At 70.6% G+C, this 21,384-nt stretch carries 10 protein-coding genes and 1 tRNA gene; 6 read left to right on the forward strand and 5 right to left on the reverse strand.

All coding sequences use genetic code 11. The annotated features are described in order from the left end of the window. Position 1: 1 nt before the first annotated feature. The 3 genes from ACZ7MY_RS34745 to ACZ7MY_RS34755 form a co-directional block, all read right to left on the reverse strand. The gene (locus tag ACZ7MY_RS34745) at positions 2-979 is read right to left on the reverse strand and encodes a hypothetical protein (RefSeq protein ID WP_499608057.1); all 978 of its coding nucleotides are present in this window, start codon (positions 977-979) and stop codon (positions 2-4) included. A 947-nt stretch (positions 980-1,926) separates the two neighbouring features. Beyond that, positions 1,927-2,004 (reverse strand) — tRNA-Met (locus tag ACZ7MY_RS34750). Between the two features lie 144 nt (positions 2,005-2,148). Next, on the reverse strand, positions 2,149-3,168 hold the full coding sequence (locus ACZ7MY_RS34755; RefSeq protein WP_499608059.1) for an NAD(P)-dependent alcohol dehydrogenase: 1,020 nt from the start codon (positions 3,166-3,168) through the stop codon (positions 2,149-2,151). 115 nt (positions 3,169-3,283) lie between these two features. Here ACZ7MY_RS34755 and ACZ7MY_RS34760 point away from each other — a divergent pair, with 115 nt between their 5' ends. Continuing rightward, positions 3,284-3,949 carry a TetR/AcrR family transcriptional regulator gene (locus tag ACZ7MY_RS34760; RefSeq protein WP_499608062.1) on the forward strand — a complete coding sequence of 222 codons (666 nt, stop codon included), beginning with the start codon at positions 3,284-3,286 and terminating at the stop codon, positions 3,947-3,949. Positions 3,950-4,183: 234 nt separating this feature from the next. Here the strand turns inward: ACZ7MY_RS34760 and ACZ7MY_RS34765 are convergent, their stop codons facing one another. Together ACZ7MY_RS34765 and ACZ7MY_RS34770 are read right to left on the reverse strand one after the other, a co-directional pair. Then, positions 4,184-6,133 carry a phospholipase D family protein gene (locus ACZ7MY_RS34765; protein WP_499608065.1) on the reverse strand — a complete coding sequence of 650 codons (1,950 nt, stop codon included), beginning with the start codon at positions 6,131-6,133 and terminating at the stop codon, positions 4,184-4,186. A 12-nt stretch (positions 6,134-6,145) separates the two neighbouring features. Next, positions 6,146-6,532, reverse strand: a complete 387-nt coding sequence (locus tag ACZ7MY_RS34770; protein WP_499608068.1) for a hypothetical protein — start codon at positions 6,530-6,532, stop codon at positions 6,146-6,148. Positions 6,533-7,329: 797 nt separating this feature from the next. Here ACZ7MY_RS34770 and ACZ7MY_RS34775 point away from each other — a divergent pair. From ACZ7MY_RS34775 to ACZ7MY_RS34795, 5 genes are all read left to right on the forward strand, one after another. After that, positions 7,330-7,614, forward strand: coding sequence for a hypothetical protein (locus tag ACZ7MY_RS34775; RefSeq protein WP_499608069.1), 285 nt, complete (start codon positions 7,330-7,332; stop codon positions 7,612-7,614). A 333-nt stretch (positions 7,615-7,947) separates the two neighbouring features. After that, entirely contained in the window at positions 7,948-14,409 is a 6,462-nt protein-coding gene (locus ACZ7MY_RS34780) for a hypothetical protein (protein WP_499608071.1), read from the forward strand. Position 14,410: 1 nt separating this feature from the next. Next, positions 14,411-18,037 (forward strand): hypothetical protein, encoded by a 3,627-nt coding sequence (locus ACZ7MY_RS34785; protein WP_499608073.1) that lies wholly within the window; start codon positions 14,411-14,413, stop codon positions 18,035-18,037. A gap of 412 nt (positions 18,038-18,449) precedes the next feature. Beyond that, positions 18,450-18,995, forward strand: a complete 546-nt coding sequence (locus ACZ7MY_RS34790; RefSeq protein ID WP_499608076.1) for an AraC-like ligand-binding domain-containing protein — start codon at positions 18,450-18,452, stop codon at positions 18,993-18,995. Positions 18,996-19,106: 111 nt separating this feature from the next. Next, positions 19,107-21,188, forward strand: coding sequence for a serine/threonine protein kinase (locus ACZ7MY_RS34795; RefSeq protein WP_499608078.1), 2,082 nt, complete (start codon positions 19,107-19,109; stop codon positions 21,186-21,188). The last annotated feature ends 196 nt before the right edge of the window (positions 21,189-21,384 follow it).

Below are 21,384 nucleotides of genomic sequence, written 5' to 3' on the forward strand. Positions count from 1 at the left end.
GTCACTCGCTGAGCCAGGTGCCCGCCGTGGTTCCGTCCTCGGCGAGGTACGTGGCCGTCTGCTTGCAAGAGAGGGCAGAGGGACCCAGACTGGCGAACAGCCTGTCGTGCGGTACCAGCTCCGCGAGTTCCGGGATGAGCTTTGTGACGGGGAACGGGCCGCGGGTGTGCGTGTCGTTCTGCAACTGGACGAGGACGTCGAGCGTCTTGTTGTTCTCTTCCTCCGCCTTCCAGAAGTCCTTCACCCCTTCGTCCGCCCACTGCGCGGGAACCAGATCCCGCAGTCCCTGCATGAGGTCGTGCTCAGGGGTGGACTCGAATATGGCGCTGGTGCAGAACGCGGCAGCCTTCCCGAGCGACTGCTCGGGACGCTCCTGAGCTGAAACGGCTTGCTCCTGCTGGTCCTTCATGCGTGCGACTTTCTCTTTCAGTTCTTCGATGGCTTCAGCCCTCTCCTCCTGCGACGTCCGGGGGTCATTGATTTTCTTCAGCAGAGCGCCGACAGGCTGCGTGTCATTCGCCAGCTTTTCTCGTTCATCCGGCTGTGTGCTCTGGTAGGTGACTGTGGCGATAGAGGAGCTCGTCCACAGACCATACGAAGCGAAGCCCTCGGGATAGCTACGGCCTGCAGCCCCGTCCTGGCTTCTCTCCGTAGCGTAGGCGGTGTCGTTCACTATGGCGATCAACTGGTCCCGTACGTCCTGCGGTGTGTGGGAATCACGGATCATGTCCAGGGCTGACGTGGTCCGTTTGACCACGAGGATGAGAATGGACCGTTCTTCTGCCGGGACCTGGGGATCATTGACCGTCTCGAGCGCCGAAGTCACCTGCTTCACGATGTGCGTCAACTCTTTGCGCAGCTCGGGGGAGGTTTTCGGGTCACCGATGGCCGCGAGCGTCGCTGCCAGGTTCTCCGTGCTCTCGATGACTCCCTGCCTGTCCTGCGGCGGCGTCGCCGGATCCTGGACCGCATCGATCATGGTGATCAGTGTCCCCACGGTCGGCACGAGTTCCTCGGGGACCCGTTCCTTCTCCTCGTTCAGTTCCTTCGTCGCCTCGCCGATTCCCGCCTCCTGCTCCGGCGGGATGTCCGTGTCGTCGGGGTCCGGCGACGTTTCAGTCGGCGAAGTAGGGGTGGACGTCGTGGGCGTGGGTTCGGGCGCCGTTGTGGTCGGGGTCGGGGTCGGGGTCGGGGTCGGGGTCGGGGGCGGGGGCGGGGGTGAAGGCGACGGCGGAGGATCCGTGGGCTGAGCCGGTACTGCGACTCGGCCCCCGTCCAAGCTCTGAGAATCCGCGGCGGCAATCGTCAGGCTTGCCGGCATCGCGAGTGCAGCAGCAAGAATGGATGCGTTGGCCGCGTGAAGGATGTGTCGCCGGGAAATTCTGGCCATGATGATTCCAGACACGCTTGGCGTCGCACAGTTCCTTGGAATTCTTCCTGCCGACGGTGACTCCGTGAAAGCGGAACCGGAAGAATGAAGAGCCGATAAGATCCACTGTTCACCCGCCCGGCGTATCCCGCAAGGGGAACACCGAGCCGCCGTACGAGCGGCCTGCGGTCGCTCAACCGGCCCGGTGACTGCCGATGGTTCGGTCGACGCGCCGACGCCTTGGGGCCGTCCGGCCGGCAGATGGTGCGACGCCCCATGGATGGGTCGTATTGGCCTGTATGCCATCGCGGCAGGCTCGGTGACGGCTTTCCCCGTCGACAGCAGCCCGGGACTGCGGTGGTCAGGTGGTTCCACGACGTGAAGGGCGGGTGGCTGCCGGCCACCGCCTGGATCGTCCCCGGCAGCGTGATCGCCGATGCCTCAGGGCTCCTGACCGTACGCACCGGGTCGAGAAGCTGACCCGGCCAAGGGGGCCGACGGGCCACGTACAAGACTTCGGCCCCTGCCTGACAGGACGTCGGGCAGGGGCCGAAGGTTGGTAGCGGGGGCGGGATTTGAACCACGCGACCTCTGGGTTATGAGCCCAGCGAGCTACCGAGCTGCTCCACCCCGCGTCGGTACATCCAGTCTACGGTCCTTGGGCGGTTCGCGCAGGCATTTATCGACGGCAACGTCGCCTGTGTCTTGCTCCGGGGAGGGCTGCCGGCTGTCACCGTGCCGGGTCCGGTCGTGGCCGGCGTCGGCGTCGTCTCACGGCGTCACTCGGCGGGCATGGCGAGCGCGAGCTTGCCCGTGACGCGGCCGTCGAGGAGGTGCCGGACGGCTGCGGCAGTCTCGGCGAGCGGGTAGACGCGGTCCACGACAGGGCGGAGCGCGCCTGCGTCGATGAGAGCGGTCAGCTCGCGTAGCCCGCTTGCGTTCTCTGAGGCGATGAAGGTGCCGAGATGCCGGCCGGTGAAGGGAGAGAGCACCTGGGCGCGGAGCTGCCGATCGGTGCCGCCGAGCCAGCGGCCATTCGTCTCGCCGCCGGTGATGACCAGCCTGCCGCGGGGTGTGAGGGCACGGCGCAGATCCCGCAGACCGCGGTTGCCCGCGATGTCGATGATGACGTCATAGCGCTGGAGGCCGGCGAGGAAATCCTCGCGCGTGTAGTCGATCACGTGGTCCGCGCCCAGCGCCCGTACGGCCTCGAGCTTGGGGGTGCTCGCGACGGCCGTCACCCGGGCGCCGAGTCCATGGGCGAGTTGGACGGCGAAGGTGCCCACGCCGCCGGCGGCTCCCGTGATCAGGACGTGTTGGCCTTCATGGACCTTGCCGTTGTCGCGAACTGCCTGGAGTGCGGTGAGCGCACTGACGGGTACCGTCGCCGCCTCCTCGAAGGTGAGTCGGGTCGGCTTGGGAGCGATCCTGTCGGGACGAGCGGCGGCGTATTCGGCGAACGCGGCGGCTGCCGTGCCGTAGACCTCGTCGCCGGGCGCGAACACGGTCACATCAGAGCCGACTGCCTCGACGATGCCGGCGATGTTGCGGCCGGGATTGGGGAGCTTTGGCCTTCGCAGCCCGCTCACGGCCCGGATTGGGTACGGCAGGCCGGCCATCATGTGCCAGGTGCCCCGGTCCACGCTGGAGGCGCGCACTCGCACCAGCACCTCGTCCGGCCCGATGGCGGGCTGGACGACCCGCGCCGTCCGCAGCACGGCTTCCGGATCGACGCTGTAGCGCTCCTGCACGACAGCGGCCATCGTCTTCGTCTCGCCGGTGGTGATCGGCTCGCTCATGTTTCGCATCATCACTGCCCCCGGTTCCGCCTCCCACGGTACTTACGCCGTAAGTAGAGCACTTACGGCGTAAGGTCGTCAACGCTGGGAGAGACGAGAGAGAGGCCCGTTCACCGTGACCCGACGAACCACCTCGCGACCGAACCGCGAGACGCTCACCCGGCAGCGGGTTCTCCATGCCGCCGTCGAACTCGCCGACTCCAGCGGCTTGGAGACGCTCAGCATGCGCAAACTCGGCGAGGCTGTCGGGGTCGAGGCGATGTCCCTGTACAACCACGTGGCCAACAAGGAGGACCTGCTCGACGGCATGGTCGACCTGGTCTTCGGCGAAGTCGAGTTGCCCGTACCGGGTGCCGACTGGCGACAGGCGATGCGACAGCGGGCGATCTCCATGCGCCTGGTGTTGTCCCGCCACCGCTGGGCCATCGGGCTGATGGAGTCGCGGTCCACTCCAGGCCCGGCCACTCTGCGACACCACGACGCCGTGCTCGGCTGCCTGCGTCAGGGCGGGTTCTCTCTCGACCTGACCGCCCACGCCGTCTCGGTTCTCGACAGCTACATCTACGGGTTCGCCCTGCAGGAGAAGACCTTGCCCTTCGGTTCCCCGGAGGAGACCGCAGAACTGGCGGATTCCATCATGAGCGCATTCGGCGACGGCGAGTACCCGTACCTGACCGAGATCGCGACCGCTCACGTCATGCGCCCCGGGTACGCCTACAGCGACGAGTTCGAATTCGGACTGGACCTCATCCTCGACAGCCTTCAGCGAGCAACAGGCTGACGGGGAGGCGGCGTGCCCGCCGCACGGGTCACAGGTCACGCGGGGAAACCGGGGCGTGCCGGCTAGACCCACGGGCCGGGGTCGCCCACGTCCACCCCGCAGATCCCCGTAGTACAGCGGCCGGGGTGCCGCGGGCAGGGCCCTGCCACGCAGCCTCGCCAGGGGTGACGGTGCCGGTGAGGCGCTCGGTCGTGGACTACCGCCCGAGCGCCGACACCACCCCGGAAGGGCTGCTCAGCATGTGGTGTTGGGGTTCAGGAATCTGCGCACGAAGGCCTCGGGGTCGGGAACCAGGTCCGCGACGGTGCCGAGGTCCAGGCCCGGCACCAGCGCGACCGCCGGCGCGAGTGGACCGAGCACCACGGGGGCCAGGGACTGCCAGTGCTCCATCTGCTGGACCGAGCGCAGCAGATCCCGCAGCGTCTCGCGCCAGTTCACTGCGGGAACCCGCGGTGGAACAGGGAAGTTGACCAGGTGGCCGATCTTGCGGCCCCCCGTGGGCATACGGCCCAGGCCTGTCAGCGCGTCCTCATGCAGCGACGGGTCCTCGTTGAGGTGTTCGCCCCAAATCTGCTTGCGCAGCTTACGGACGGACACGCCGACCCGGTGTGGGGCGCCGCCCATGGTGCCGTCGATGAGGTTCGTGTCGAAGACGCCGAGCTGCAGTTCCGAATCCGTCGTGTGGGAACGGGAGTTGAGGTTGGCGCTCCCCGCGGAGACGTACTGGTCGTCGACGATCATCAGCTTCGCGTGGACGTAGATCTGCAGCGTGGTCGCCGCCTGCTCCAGGTGGAAGCAGTGGACGTTCGCGGGATGTGCGGCTGCGATGCGCTGGAGCACCTCGGCGCGCATCGCCTTGTGGACGTCGCCGAGCCCCGGCACGTCGAAATCGCGGGCGGTGACCAGGATGACCTGGACACCCCGGGCTGCGGCGGCCCGCAGGTCGTCGACGAGCGGCGAGGGCCACAGGTACTGGTCCTCGATGTAGATGTAGTGCCGCGCCCGGCGGATGGCCTTGCGGTAGGCGGCCGTGACGGTGAACTCACCACCCGGCAGGAAGGAGTACACCCCTTTGCAGGTCAGGGTCCGCAGGACCTGTACGGCCTGGGTGCCTGAGGTGGCCGGCGGCCTGGGTGCTTCCGACGCGGGGATCGGCACGGGCGTTCCGTCGATACGGCTCGGCGGAGTGGGGTCGTTCCAGCGCTGGACCAGGGACTGCCAGATCTGGCCGACGGCAGGCCCGAACACCGCGCACTGCACATCGTGCCAACCGGGCAGCGAGATCTTCTTCCCCAGGAAGTCCGGTTCCCGTTGCCGTATCGGCAGATCGCCGTGGGCGGCGTTGTCCCAGCGGTCCAGGCAGATGTCGATCCCGCCGACGAACGCCGCCGCATCCTCAGCGGCGCTGCCTTGCACCACCGCGCACTTCTGGTGGTGTGAGCCGAACTGGCCCACCCGGGCGTCGAGGACCGCCTGTGCACCTCCGGCGACCAGCGCGGTCCGGAAGTCGAAGTTGTCCTTGGACGGGAGGCTCGGCACCCTGGGCCTGCGCACGGGAAGCGTGGAGAATTGCGAGCCGTACAGGAGCGCGCGTACGACGATGCCGTTCGCGCGGAGCTTGAGGAGCCGCTCGAGGATCCCCGGTGAGCCCGCGACCGCCGGGCGCAGCACCTGCTCGGGCGAGAACCGCCAGCCGGCGAACAGCACCCGGTTCCCGGCCGTCAGGGCATCCAGCCGCGAGGCCAGAGTGTCGTAGTATCCCTCGGCGTCGACGAAGAACAGGACCTTGTTGCCCAGGGTGAAGGCGGGGGAGCGGAAGGGGCCCATCTCGGCGCCGGTCAGCAGCCAGTCCTCCGGGGCGACCGTCTGCACGGGCGGGCGTTCGGCCGCCGCGCACATCTCGTCCAGCTTCAGGACCGTCGACGGGCCGACGTCGTCGATCACCTCGGCCGAGGGGGTACCGAGTACCTCGACCTTGAACCGGGCGACCGCGCCGGCGGTCTCGTTGCCGTAGTCGCCGTCCGCCCCGAACCGGGGCAGACAGCCAGGGTCCCAGCCGAGGAGCGCGATCTGCACCTTTCGCACGGCCGGGTCGTTCCGGTGTCGGGTGCGCGAGATACGGTCCTGGCCCTGTGCGATGGACTCCAGCAGTGGATCTCCGGCGAAGAGCGCGGAGGCAAGCATCCCTGTTCTCCTTCACTGAGGTGCTGACGGCTGGGGCGGCATCTCTGTGGCGAGGCCGGGAAGGAAGGCAGGCTCCAGTCGTACCTGTTCCCTGTCGGCCAGGTAGCGCTCAAGTTCCTGCGGCCGGTAGCCCGGGGTGCGGTCGTACCGTTCCTTGGCGGAAACCGCCAGGTACTCATTTCCGTCGGGCTCGCCTTCTTTGCCCGTGGCACTGCCCAGGGGCCGGTGGAACGGCTTGGTCGGGCGGTACATTCCCGTGCGTGAGGTGTGCAGTTGGCCCGAGCTGTCCGGCCGTACACGGAAGTCGATGCTCTGCTCCGGCTGCATCGCCTTCGGCCCGGCCGCGCTGAGCGCGTCGGTGTCGAACGTGAGCCCGTGCGAGTCTGGTCGACCATCCACAGCAAGCTGATGTCGGACAGCCCTGCTTCCTGGTAGCCGCCGCTGACATCACAGCCGTTGGGGTGCTCGCCCCGGGAGCGGTAGAGAGCCCAGGCCGCAGGGATCCGGTCCGCGTGGTCCCGGCGCGGGATGCCGCAGTTGCGCACCATCCCCACCGCATTCCAGGTGCCGTCGCAGCAGAGGCCCAGACGCTCGGGCATGACCATCCCCCCTCGCGAGGGCACGGAGCGGCGGCCGACACCGCGTCCATGCTCGCATCACTGAGTGAACCGTGCCATGCGAAGGGCTGCGGCGCGAGATGCTCGTCGTCAGGCCACGGTTCCTCTACGCTCATGGCCGTACGTGGTGAGTCGTCAGCCGACAGTCACCTGACGTCGCTCTCCCTCCGTGACGTGAGGTACGTCCGCTGCGAAGTGGACTTGATGGCCGGAGCGGAGAGGGTCCATCACGACCTGTACCCACGGGCCGTCGCGGAGGCATGGACCCGCGATGCCAGCTTCGTTCACTCTTGGAGTGGGGACCGTCCGTACGTTTCGTCACCGATGACAACAGGGTGCCGACGCTCCGGCTGATGCCCCGTCGGCTGGGCCCGTCTGGTGAAGCGGGGCTCAGGCAGGCAGCGCGCCGGCCGCAACACAGTGCCGGGCACCGGGGCGGACGGCAGCCTTCTCGGGTTTCTCGAGGAACCGGCGCCCTGCGCACACCCCCCCGCTGCGGCTGAACGCGCCGAACGTGTCCACCCGGGATGCCGCCCCGGACTGACCTCCGACTTGGACGGGCCTCGGCCGGCCCTGTCCGTGTCGGCCACCGCCGGGCTGCCCGGGCTGCCCCTGCAGGTCTTCCTGGAGGGGGCCGGAACCGAGCTGCTTGTGGCGCTGTCTTCCGGGGCCACCGCGCTGCAACAACTCGTCTGCGACGGCAACGCCGGCCATGTGCTGTTCCCCGACCGCGCGGTGGAAGGCGCCGAGCGGATCATCGGTTTTCAGAATCCGGTTGGGTCGACAACACCTTTACAAACGCTTCCGGCACGTCCCCAGAGTCGGCTCGGACCGCCGGCTCGACCGGGCTGGATCGGGGAATAGCAGGGCAAGAGCGTATTCGGCTGAGTATCGTTCGAACCCGAGGCGGGGCTCGGACCGGGGGGTTGCGAGATGAGTCTGTGGGACCAGTTGGCACCTGCGGCACGCGACTCCGGTGCTCTCACGGGGCTGCGGCAGATGTTGCAGGACATGGGGCTTGCCACGGATGTCGACGAGTTACCCGGACCGCCCCCTCAGCGGTCGATGCGGGGGGAGTGGAGCCCATCGGGGGGGCACGGGTTGAGCCTCGATCCCGGCACCGGCCGTTTCACGCTGGGGTCGGCGGAGCGGACCCCAGCGCTCCAACAGACACCGATCGAGTTCCCGGATCCCAGGGTGACCTTCGAGTTGCTGGTCGACCTGGACACTCCCGGCGGCTCGCCGACCGGGCCGTTCCGGATGACGCTCACCATGCCGAACGCGATCGCGCGGCTTCCGTTCCTGCGCGGCGCGAGGCTCGACGCCCGGGGCATGCTCGAAGAGGACCCCGCGCACCCGGACGTGTGGTTCCTCCTGCCGCGGCTGACGGTCGAGTGCCGGTGGGCAGGTGCAGACACGGGGCTTACGACGCGACTCGCGTCCGCGTCGACCGTACCGCCGGGTGGCCTCGACCCGGCGGACGTCTACGAGTTCGTGCGCATGGAGCCACCGTACGCTCTCGTGGGGTCGGGCGACGTGGTGGGTTTTGGGTTTCGCACCGCCGCCCTCGATTTGAGCGGTGTCAGCAATCCGCCGGGTGCCGCCCGCGCGATGCCGCTGGACTGGCAGGGCTTCTGGCTGCCCGAAGCGCGCCTGTTCGTCGCGCCCAGCGGCATGGAGGGGCTCGCTGTCAACGCGGGGGTGCGGGATCTGTGGATCGGGCTCGGGCGGCACGCCGGAGTCACCGGCGTCTTCGAGGCTGAGGTCGTCCAACGGGGCAGCAACCCGAATGTCAGGGTCCGGTTCCAGGACGACGCGGGTCGCTGGTACGACGGTGCCGGGCCCGACGTGGCCCTGCCCGAACGGTCGACCCTCCTCGTCGACGCGGTCGGCGGTCTCGCCCCGTACACCTATGTCCTCTTGGTGAATGGCACGAAGACCACCCGGGACCGGGCCCCGGTGACCACACCCGCGACCGGCGGCATCCCCCTCCGGATCACGGTCACGGACGCGGCGGCCCACACCACGACGCTTTCGCTGACAGCGATCCGCCGCCCGGCCGCCGGGACCGGCCCCGGCCCGGCGGGCATTCAGCCGGTGACCGCCGACACCACCAGCACCACCGGCTCGCGTATCGTCGTCATGGCCCAGACAGCGACCACCGCGGTCGTCCGCCTCGAGCCCGAAGGCGGCGACATCACGTGGACCTGGGACGGCGGAGGCAGCGCCGGCGGGGCCACCGCGACCATCCCGGTCCCGAGTGACGCGACGGACATCACCGTCGGTGTCGTCGCTGAGAGAACCCGAGTACCGGGCGCACCGGCGGAGTTGCACTGCTACTTCCGCTGGGACCACCCGGGCAAGGCCGAAGACGGCCTGCCGCCGGGCGTGCACTTCGACTACTCGCGCAACCCCGACAACACCCGCACCCGCAAGGCGTTCCCCGACGGCACTTTTGAGCCGGGCTCCGAGCCGTTCCTCGGCGGCCCCAACGAGGCCCGCCTCAAGGCGCTGCCACCCGGCACCTCATTTCTCGTCAACGGCTTCGCTTCCTACGACAACGACTCCAGCACGACCGCGCGGCTCAACAACCTCGACCTGAGCGCCCGGCGCCGCGACGCACTCGTCCACCTCCTGTCGACGTTGGGCCACGGCGCCACCGTGACACGTGGCACGGCCCACGGTTCCGACGCGCACCTCGCCGCGGACGGCGACCAGGCCCAGCGCAACGCGTACTGGCGAGCCACCGCGATCGTCACAGTGCCGAGCGGCGTCACCGAGACGGTCCGTGCCACGCTGCAGCGCGCCGCCGCCCCTCCGCCGGCACCGGCCGACCAGGTCGACCCCGAACCGGCGCGGACGCCCGTCCCCGACTGCTTCCGCAGGATTGGCATCCGCGTCGAGCTGGTCCGCAACGCCTTCGTCCGCGCGGAGATCCACGGAGAGTTCGACGTCCGGACGGCCGCGGAAACGCGGCTTGCGGCCAACTCCGCCGGCAAGATCCCGCCGCGGACCAATCCCGCCGATGGTATCTGTGCCTTCCTCGTCCGACTGCGCATCGACGAGCAGCGCACGGCGTGGACCGCCACCGGCGACTTCCGGGCTGTCGACAGCGACCTCGACGGGCTTGCCAGGCTCGAACGCCCCACGTCCGGCAGCGCCACCGGCACCGACGTGATCGGCGCGGTCGCCGCGCTCGCGCCGCTGCTCGCCGTCGCGACCCCGCCGTCACCTACCGCCGGTGAGCTGGTCACGCTGGGCGTCGCTACCGGCGCGGTGATGGCACTCGCCGGCGCCGGCCGGATCAGCACGAAGTACGTCATCCTGCGCGGCGCCGAACTGACCGCCTCCGACGGCCCGTCAGGCACGGAGGTCAGCGTGCTGCTCGACGTGGAAACGGGGTTCTTCTTCGACGCCGGACTCGTACGGGTGCCGCAGGACCGGCCGGTCGTGGCACGCTACAAGGCGGTCGGCCTGCGGTCGACGTGGAACATCCGCCCGACAGCCGGCGGCGGCGTCGAGCACGTACCGCTGTGGGCCTTCGACCCGACGAGGGGCTACCGTCTCGACGTGCCGAGCGGCGCCCTGGTCACCCGCGACCCGTTCGACCAGATCCTGCGCGTCCTCGGATTCCGCGTCTCCCGCGACAACCCCGCCTACTTCGAGGCCGAGCTGGGCATCGGCCTCGACCTCGGCATCGTCGACATCGACGCCGTCCGTGTCCGGCTGCGACTGGACGCCGTCGAGCCCCCGCAGATCACGGCCCTCGGCGCCACCATCAACGTGCCCGGTGTGCTCCACGGCTCCGGCTATCTGTCCCTGCCCGGCGACGGCGGGCTCGAAGGCGCCTTCGACCTGACCGTCGTATCGCTGAACATCCGCGCCGCCGCCACGCTGAAGATCGCGCAGAAGGGCGGCACCACCGGTGTGTTCGTCGGCCTGGAGGTGGAGTTCCCGGTGCCGATCGTGCTCGGCAACTCCGGCCTCGGCGTCTTCGGCGTCCTCGGCGGAGTGGGCGTCAACTTCAAGAGGACCGAGTCCGCGGGTGTGCCGGCGCCCGCGCTGAAGTGGCTCGAGGAACAACTGCCGCGACCGCTCGGCGTGCTGGCACCGCAGGGCTGGGAGCCTGACCCGGGGAGGTTCGCGTTCGCCGCGGGCCTGCTGCTGGGCACCCTCGAGGGCGGCTACGTCGTCCACATGAAGGGGATCGTGATCCTCGAGCTGCCCGGGCCGCGGCTGCTGCTGGTCATGAAGGCCGACGTGCTCAAGGCGCCGCCCGCGCTGAGGGGCAGCGGGACCGCCACCTTCGTCGCCGTGCTCGACCTCGACTTCGCCCGTGGCACGATCACCGTCGGCCTCGCCGCGGAGTACACCGTCGTCGAGTTGCTGCATGTCCGGGTCCCGGTCACCGCGTTCTTCGACACCCAGCACGTGCCGGACTGGTTCGTCGACCTCGGGACCTTCAACGAGCCGGCCACGGTGCGCGTCTTCGAGTTCATCGAAGCCACCGGGTATGTGATGGTGCACGGCGACGGCATCACCCATCCGCGGCTGCCGGCCGTGGCGACCAGTGGCCTCACCGTGGCCGTCGGCTTCCACGCGCAGTTCGTCTGGGGCAGTACCGGCGCGGGCCTCTACCTCAAGGTTGCCGGTGGCTTCGACGCGATCCTTTCGTTCAAGCCGTTCGCACTCGGCGGCATCGTGGAGATCTCCGGCGAGCTTCGGCTGTTCGTCGTCAGCATCGGCGCCCAGGCCCGGCTCACCGTGCGGGCCGGGCGCGGCACAGTGGACGGAGTCGATGTCGAACGCACCCACATCAAGGGCGAGGTGTGCGGCACGGTCGATTTCTTCTTCTTCAGCGTCTCCGGCTGTGTCGGTTTCGAACTGGGCGACTCCGACGTCCCGGAACCGGAGCCGCCACCGCTGGTCAGCGGCGTCGCCCTGGTCAGCCGCTCGCCCGCGCTGATCGAGGGCAGCGCCACGGACCGGGCCGTCGACGGCAAACTCGTCGACGCCCGCGACCTGGCCGACCAGGCCGGGGCGGATCCTCAACCGGTGCCGCTGGACGCGATCCCCGTGGTGCTGTTCGACGTACCGGCCGGCATGGCGCCAGACCTCACCGTGCTCGGCCGTACCGTCCTGGGCAGCAACGGCCTGAGCGCCAACCCGTGGGTTCGCCGGGGCCGCCAGTGGTGGCGCTACCAGGTCACCGCCGTCGAACTCGACGGCGCGCTCTCCCCGGGGGAGACACCCAGTGTGTGGTGGGCGCGGGGCAATCCGGGCGACGCCCAGCACGGTCCGGCGCTCGCCCTGTTGTCCTGGCTCCCCGAACCGCACCCGCGCGCGGTGCCCTACGGCGAACGGCTCACCACCACCGTCAGGGAGCAGTGGGGTCGGATCTGCGATCCCGCGGCCCAACCCGCGCCCGTACTGTGGACGTTCCACGAACTGCCCACCGGCCCGAGCCCCGTCGGCTGGGCGCTGGACGGGCAGCCCTGGCCGGATCCGCAGGACACCGTGCGCAGCACCACACCGCCTGCCCGGCTCCGGGTCACCGAGCGCTGGCGGTGCGGCATCGGGCCGGCCGACCGGCTGCGCGGCATCGAGGCGGCCCGTGTCATCGGTGATGCGGTGCCGTGCCCGGACCCCGGGCGGCCCGCCGAGCCGAACCTCCAGGGCTGGGCTACCGGGCAGCCGATGGAGTTCAGCCGTGCGGCCGGGATCGACGCCGCCGTACTCCTGGAGTGGAGCCAGACGATCGCCGACGGTGCGACGCTCCACGACCTTCGCGCCGCGCACGTCGCCAAGGGCTGGGACCCGGGGCTCGCCCGTCACCCGCTCACCTGTACGGGCAAGCTGTTGCGCTCACCGGCGGGCGACGGCGGGCGTCCGATCGTATCGGGGGACCTCGACGACGAGAAGGCCGTCGTCCAGGCGTGGGAGGACACCCGGTTCCGGCCCGGTGACCTCGGCGACGCGGTGCAGTTCTCGGCCGTGGGCGGACTGCACGCGTTCACGGCGCTGATGCTGCTGCCGCGGTGGTGCATCGAAGGGCTGCTCGTGGTGCGCTCGCTCGACGCATCGGGCGCCGTGCTGGGCGAGCAGCGGGTCGACGCGTCGGCGCTCGTCACCAACGGCAATCCGCTGCCGGGGCGGTGGACCGATCCGGCCGGCCCGTGGGCCGAGCGCGTCGAGCGTGCGGGCCGTATCGCCGCCCGGGTTTCGGCCCGCGAAGACGGGCTCGTACTGGTGCTGGTTCGCGGCGACGTGCCGCGCGACACGCTGACCGTGGAGATCGGCTGGGATCGCCGACGTACGCAAGGCGATGCACCCGCATTCCATGTGCTCGCCCTCGAAGGGCTCCTGGCGAGCGAGGTCGACCGGTACGCATGGGACGACTCCACGGCCTCCACCCGGCGCGGGGCCCTGCAGGCCGCGCTCACCCAAGACCCGGACCAGCACGCACTTCTGACGCCCGGCACGCCGTACACCCTGCGCGTGAGATGGCGGGCGGCCCATCTGACGCAGGACGAACTCCCACCCGTCACACCGGAGCCGGCCTGGGGGGCCGAGCAGACCCAGGAGTTCCGTTTCGTCGCGCAGGGCGCCGCGGAGGTGCCGTCGCGGCTCGAGCCATGGGTGCTGGCCACGACACCCGGACCGGACGACCGGGGCGTCTTCTGTGACGAGGTGGTCCGGCTGGCGTTCTCCTCCGCTGCCGTGGACAAGCTGTTCAGAGCGTACGGCCAGGAGCTGAGGGTCGTGGTGCGCGCCGCATCCGGGCGGCATCCGGCCCCGCCGGGCGGCGGTCCGGCCGGCCCGCGCCTCCTCGACTTCGCCACCGCGCGTCCCACCACGGACCTGGCGATCCACACGCCGTGGGAGCAGACGGTCCGCGAGGTTGTGACCGGGCCGTGCCTGCCGGAATTCGGTGAGCGGGTGGACCACCGGGTCGTCGACCTGCCCTACGTGTTCGAGCCGTCCACGGACCACCTGCTCGACATCGAGCGCGTGCCCAGCGGCTCACCGGTCGGCACGACCGGGGTACGGGTCTTCCGGGTCGGCTTCACCACCTCACGGTTCCGTTCGCTCGCCGAGTTCGCGGGCATGTTCACGGCCGCGACGGTCGAGCACCTCCTCGTGCGGGATCCGGCACCGCTGACGACGCTGCCCGCCCGGCCGGCTGGCAGCACGCTCGACGAGACCTTCTCGGCGGCGGGGCTGGCCGTTCCACAGGTGCCGCGCTATCCACGGATCCAGGTGCTGTGGACCGGTGCCTCCACCCCGCAGCCGGTGGCCGTCGTCGTCGAGTCCAACGAGCCGATGTGGCGCTCCCGGCCGATGCCGACTGTTGTCACCGGCCCGGCCGACGCCGTCGACCTGGCGCACCAGTGGTGGGCCGCGCGGCCGGCCGACTGGCTCACGCCCGAGCAGATGACCACCGCGCCCGGCCCGGACGAGCCCCCGCTCGCGCCGGTCGGGCGGATCGTGCGCGGCCCGGGCGACACCCGTGCCGTGCTGCTGCTCGGCCCCGATGCCCGCGGCACCGAAGTGCGGTTGCGATTCCGGCGGCGCACCGACCCGCTCGCCGGTGTGCCTGATGACGTGGTCGACGCGGTGCGGGTGCTGCTGGGTGTCGCGCCCTGGGAGGAGAGCTGACATGGCGGGCCGGATCGCCAGCGTGTCCCGTTTCCGCGCCGAAGGCGTCGTCGCCCCCTGGCACGAGATCGCACGACGGCAGCGCCGACAGTTCGACCGGCCGGCCGACCGGGAGCGTCTCAAAGGGCGCTTTGCCGAGGTCCACCTTCGGTGGGCCTGCTCCGACGTGCTCGGCGCACCGCCCGGCCCATTCCGCGTCTGGGCGCGCAAGCCGCAGCGGCGCCGCGCCGACGTGGCCGTTACCGCGACCAGTCACCCGCTCGGTGTGCTGCTGCAGTGGGACGGGCACAGCGCGGTCACGGTGGAGGTCGAGTGCAGGCCGGTGGACCCGGCGCGCGCCGTGGCGCTATGGGGGTTCCGTGGCCCGGTCGGCCCGCAGGCGACCGTGGGTGTCGTGGCGGTCAACCCCACGGTCGGAGAGGGGGTCTCCCTCAGCCTCCGCACCGGCGGCATGACCCAGGCGCTGCTCGTCAACGGCCGCGACCCTGTCGTACAGGTGGACCATCTGCGCGATGTGATCGACGACGACGGCTGGGTCGAAGTGGAGCGGGTCGGACTGCCGGTGGACGCGGGCCGATGGGGCGCCACGACGTACGACGCGGGACCGCAAGGTTTCCTCGACGCTCCCCGCGACCCGGCCGACGCCGCCGTGGACCGCGTGCGGCGCGGCGGCCCGCCGATCGGCTGGTGGCCGCTGACCGAAGCGGGCCGCATCGCGCCCGAATGGGAGCCGCCCGACCCGGCCGCGCTGGTGGGCGAGGTGCGCACCGTGCTGCTCCCACAGATCGAGCCGCTCTACGCCCCTGGGCTGCCGCCCTTCCGACAAGCGGCCCTCCGGCCCACCCTGACCGTGCCACCTCCCGAGCAGGACGGCCGGGCCTCCAGGCAGCCCTCACAGGCCACGACGCCCTTGCTGGGCGCGCTGCTGGTCGCCGCCACCACCGACCCGTTCCTCGCCCTGGCCACCGGATTCGGCACCGCGTATCCGCTGGACGAGCGGGAACAGTTCGCCGGGCAGGACTTCATGGTCACTGCCGACTACCCGGACACGCCCGAGGGCGGCCCCGCGACCTACGCGGCGGTGGTGCCCTGGCCCAGCCGACACGGCGACACCGCTGCGGTCACCGGACTGTCGGCCGCACGAGAGGGCCTCGTGCGCCCGGCCGCCCGGGACGAGCCCTGGCGCGAGACCGTTCGGCTGCGCTGGGACCATGTGGAGTCCAGCGCGCTGCTCGGCCGGCCCAGCGGCGTCGCGCTGGCCCGGTACGCCACGACCGGCGGCGCGCAGGCCGAGCCGATGACCGATAGGCGGGACTCCGGCGGCCGGCACACCCCGGTGCCCACCCGGGCGCCGTCTGCGCCCGGTGCCCCGCCGGCCGACCACGACGTCCAGGTCGACATCGCGGCGACGATCCCGATCGGCAGCGGCGGACGCTCAGCCGGCTACGCGGTCGCCGTCCAGGACGTCTTCGGTGTGTGGTCCCGGTGGGAGGACACGCGCTACGCCGGAGACGAGCCGGTTGCGCCCTCCCCGCGGGTGCTCGCAGTGCGCCTGGACACGGCGTACAAGGGCTCACCCCTGTGTCCCGCCACGTTGGAAGTGCACCTCGCCCTGGACTGGAGCACCCGTACCCCCACCCGGCTCGACGTGTTCGCGGTGCTGTTCCCGGCGCTCTCCACCAGTGCCGAACCGCCGCCGGGGGTCACACCCACCGGCCCGCCGCCCGCGGGGTGCCTGCGGCTCGACGTGTCCCTTCCGTTCTCGGGGGACACACCCGTGCCCCCCTCGGGAGTGACGGTGTCCTGCCTGGATCCCACAGGCGAGTCGGAGGTCCCCGCCGGGCCGGCGCAGTCCGACGACGCCCGCCGCTACCGGATCACCGCCACCGTCCAGCAACTCGACTTCGGGCCGAACCAGCACTGGGGCGTCGCCCTCTGGGCCCGCGAGGACATCGCGGTGCTGGGCGGGCCCGGCCCGCTCTCTCCCCACGCGGGGCCGGCACGGGCCTACGCCGCCACACCAGTGCCACCGATGTTGCCGCCACCGCCGCCGCTACCCGGCGTCCCCGTGGGGAGCTCACCGGACGCGGACGGTCACAGCCACGTGCGGGTGGCCTGGGCGACGCCGGCCGGCGAGGTGTCGCGGTTCGTGGTGTACGAGGTCGCGGAGACGGCGCTTCGTTCTGCGGCCGGACTCAGCCCACGCGCTGCCGACGGCACCGTACCGGGTGCCCGGCTGGCGGCGTTACGGACGGCGTATGACGGTCTAGCGGGCGCCCAAAGACGGGCACTGTTACGCAGGGTGCGCGAGGCCGGTGCCGCGGCACGCGAGGCCGACCTGACGCTGCCGCGCGGCTCCACCGACATCCACCTATTCGGGGTCACCGCGGTCAGCCCGGCCAACGTGGAATCGCCCTGGCCGTCCGACCACACCCACCTGACGGCGTTCACGGCCCCGCGCGTCCTCGCGCCTGCGGCACCTACGGTGACGCCTTCGTACGGCCCGGTCGGCGCGGCGATGGGGGTCCGGTTGGAGGTGGCCAGTACCTCGGTCGTACCCGTCGACACTTTCCTGCTCTTCCGCACCCGGTCGCCTTTCGCTGCCCGATCGGCGCAGACCATGGGGCCCCCGTTCGCCGAGATCGAGGCGAAGAAGGTGACCGCGGACCCGCCCACGCCGACAGGCGGGCCGTGGTACACGAGCACATGGAGCGGCACGCTCCCGGAGTCGTGGGAGCCCTGGCTCGTGCGCGCGGTCGCCGTCCCCCGTCCCAGGGTGCCGGTCGACGCCGTCGTGGGCACGCCCTCACCAGGCTCGGCGACGGTGCCCGTGCAGCTGCCGCCCTCCGCGCCACCCGCCGTCAGTGCCATCGTCACCGACGACTGGGACGGAACGGGCATCGTCGTCTCCACCAACACCTCGGCGCCCTCGTCCCCGACACCGCTCGGCCCGCACGTGCTCAGCGTGTCCGTCGAGTCCGCGGGCAGCGAGCTGTTCCCACGCCTGGAGAGCCCGCTCGACGCGCTGCCCCTCGCGGATCCGGCGGCGCGGCCCGCCGTCGCGGACCACGGACCCGTGCTCGTCCGCGGTCCGCGCGCATCCGGTCGTACGCCGCTGGCCGTGTGGTTCCGTCGGTCCGCGGTGACCGATCCGGTGCGGGTGACCCTGCGGTTGGCCGACCCCTTGGGCCGGGTCACCGTCGAAGCCGTCGAGGTGCCTCCCGGACCGCTCGGCACGCCGCCGACACTTGACATCCTCGAAGCCTTCGAGCTCGCGGGCCGTGGTGTATATCTCCGCTTGCGCAGCGATGCCCCCGTCGTCGACGGCGGCGCCGGTCCGCACGTACTCACCGTGACGGCCACCCCCCGACGGGTGCCCAACGGCCCGCTGCTGCCGCTGCCGCGTCCGATGAGCCTCACGGTGCCGCTGCCCGATGTGCCCACCGTGGAGCCGGACCGCCCGTTCGTCACCAGGGACCCGATCCGGGTGGCGCGCACCAATGACCAGTCACCCTACGTGTACGAACTGCTGGTGCGCACGGGCACACCGCTCCTTGTCGCGGTCGCCGTCGTCGCGCCTGACGGCCTGCGTACAGAACGGCGGACAACTGTGGGTGCTCTCGGCTGATGCTGTGCATGCGCTTATCCGGATTTTCGACTTCCAGGGCACGGTCTTTTGCCGTGACGGACGAGAAATGATCCGAGCCGAGCCACCAGCAACCCTGGCGTCGCGACGTCCGCCTCCGGCGACGCCGTCGTCTGGGACGAGGACACCGATACCAACGGCTCCTACCCGATCGGCCTGGTGAAGGTGGCCAAGGCGCACGGAACGGTCACCATAAGCCGCCGCAGTGCCGGCAGCCTCGGCGACGGGCAGCGTCAGTGCCCGGCATCGGGGCGGCGATCGCTCAGATGTTGCTCAACCCTGGCTATGCGTCCGGTCGGGCTGGGAATCATCGGAGCGAGGTGCGCTGGGGTTTTGCGGGCGACGGTCACCACACTGTTCGCGGGGACAAACTGCTACGGGGGATGACACGGGGATGGTGGCAGGGTTCCGGACGAGCCGGTTACCGGTGGGGGAGCGGTTCGACCGCAGGAGCAGCCGGACGACCCAGACACTGCTCCCCCCTACGCTGCGCAATGAACATGCGTCAGGCCTCCGGGCGGAGTTGCATCTGCCGGGCCTGGGTGCCATGCCGGTTTCCGGGGTGCGGTACCCGCAGTTGGAGACGCACCGGCCGGGCAAGCCGATCAGGCGGTTTGATCCCGAGGATCACCGGCTGATGCTGAACCTCCGCGGTGGTCACCGGATCGTCCAAGGAAGTTGCGACACCACAAGCTCTGCGGGCGGGATGACGCTCTACGGCACGTCGCGTCCCTGGCAGATCTGCCCGATCCCCGCCATGGCCATCGCACGGTCCAGGCCGTGGCTGCGCGCCGGGGCCGTAAGGCCCACTGCAGCCCCGTCCTCCGCGCCGCCTACGGAATGCCTCCGGGCGACGTGCGCCGCCGCGCCCGGTACCGGCATGGTGGGCGCGCGACGTCAACGACAAGATGCCCGGACACAACGGAGGACCCTCACTTGAACTCCGACCCTCCACATGCCTGCCAAACGGAGGTGCACTTACCCCATCCGGAGAGGTGACCCGTGGCAACAGCCCCCGGGGAAACGGTACGACGCGAAGGGAGGACCTGCGGTGGAAGCGCTGCGGGTGGGGAGGGACCCGAGCCGGGTGGGGCCGTACGAGCTGCTCGCCCGGCTGGGCGGCGGGCGGATCAGCACGGCGTACCTGGGCCGATCGCCCAGCGGCGAGGCGGCGGTGGCGGTCAGGGTCGTGAACCGCGAGTTCGCGGCGGACGGGGCCTTCCGGAGACGCTTCGCCGAGGGTGCCGCCGCCTTACGGGGGGTCACGGACGCCACCTTTACCGCGGTGATGGTGGACGTGGACGCGGAGGCCGAGCGGCCGTGGCTGGCCAGTGTCTTTGTCGCGGGGCTGTCCTTGGCGGAGGCGGTGGACGAGTTCGGAGCGCTGCCGGCGGAGTCGGTGGCAGCTCTGGGAGTGGGCCTGGTCCGGTCCTTGCAGGTCCTGCACGCCGCAGGTGTTGTTCACGGGGGCGTGAAGCCGTCCACCGTCATGGTGACCACCGGCGGTCCGCGGCTGGTCGATCCCGGGCTGGTACCGGCCGCGGAGGCCGGCGCCTTGGCGGAGCGTGGGGTGCTGGTGGAATCCCCGGAGTTCATGTCGCCGGAGCAGCTCTTCGGGAACCGTTCCCAGGCGGCGAGTGACGTGTTCCGTCTGGCGGCCGTGCTGGTGTTCGCCGCGACTGGTCACCCGGTCTTCGGCGAGGGATCCCGTCATGAGCTCGCCCGCCGGGTGGAGGACGAGGAACCAGACCTGGAAGGTCTCATACCGCCGCTTCGGGAACTGATTGCCCGCTGCTTGGCCGTGGAGCCGGCTGACCGGCCTCCGCTCACCGACCTGCTGGGCCCGCTGACCGCCATCGCCGGCCCGGCTCCGGCCGCGGCGGACGACCCCGGCCGTGACGGTCCGCCGGTGACGGATTGGCTGCCTGCGCAACTCGCGGCCACCGTATGCGCCCACCAGCAAGCGGCGATCGCCCCACAGCACCCGATGGTTTCACGGCGCCACCTGATCACGGGTGCGCTTGCATGGACCGCGATAGGCGCCGTTGCCGCGGGTACGGGGACCATCGCCTACAAGATCCTCCATCCGCCCCGAGTGGAAGCGAACTGGTACGGCGGCGTGCAGCGGGGCTTGACGATGAATCTGCCGGCGCCGGTGCGGGACGGGACTCTGATCGGCCCGCACTTCTCCCTGCGCGTGCGGGGTATCGCCGTGACGGAGGAACTCTCCGAGCTCGGGGCGGCGGCTCTGAGGCTGCACAAGGCTCGGCACGCGGCCGAAGGTCAGGAGTTCGTCGTCGTCACCTTCGGCGAGGTCGAGGACGAAACGACCTGGCGAAGAGACCAGAACGAGAGGTGGCAGAAAAAGGTCTCTCTCACCGTGGCAACCGGCGGCCGCACGCGTTCCGTCAGCACCTATCCCTCCGGCCTGAACAACGAGACAGTAGGACCGGCCACGCTCGCCCTCAGCGTGCCCAAGGGCGCACCGGTGACGCTGCGTGTCACCGACGAGGGCCGCACTCAGAGCATGGATCTACGCACCGGGGAGCGCGGTGGCGACGCTGTGGCCGCTTACTACAGGCCGCTGCCAAAGCTCGAGGTCACTGCTGAGGACTACGAGGCCATCGGACTGGTATCACTCGTGCACACCCGTCTTGTGCGGATGCGCGTGCGATTCGCCGAGACCGAAGCCTATGTTGGCCCGTGGGTGGGGCCCGGCGGCTGGGCCCGGCCGGGGCGCTGGTGGGTCATGCTCCGATGGGCCGAGGTGTACACGGGATTTGCGACGGCGGAGCAGCTGCGCAAGGAGTACGACAGGAGCAGGATGTCGCTGTCCGGCGAAGTCCACTACGGCAAGAGCTTCACCCTGCACTCCGGCGGCAAGACCTACCAGCCCACCGGGGCGGACACCGTCGACTGGACAGAATACGAACTGCCTTCCCCGTACAGCCACAGCGTCGTCTTCGACGTGCCCGAAGGCTGGCACGAAGGCGGCACGCTCGTCTTCCGCCCGAAATTGTCACTCTCCACTGGTTTTCTGGACCCGGAAACGGACGAGATCGTCGCCGTACCGGTGACCTGGGACCGCCGCTTCCCGGAGCACCGGATCACGCTCACACCCACAAGCCGGTAGATCGCTGCGCGGGCCGTCCAACCCGGCAACTTCGGGTCCTGGCATAGCCGTCGTGAACGGCACGAGCATGGCGCGTCGAGCAGCCGCTGCCTGTAGCGGCGGCCGGCCCAGCCGCTGAGGTTGCCCCCGGTTGCCCCGCGACGGCGCTGCCGCTGACCGTCCCCCACCCCGCGGGCACGCCGGCCCGGATGGTGAG

This window comes from Streptomyces sp. NPDC111520 (genome assembly GCF_055635295.1).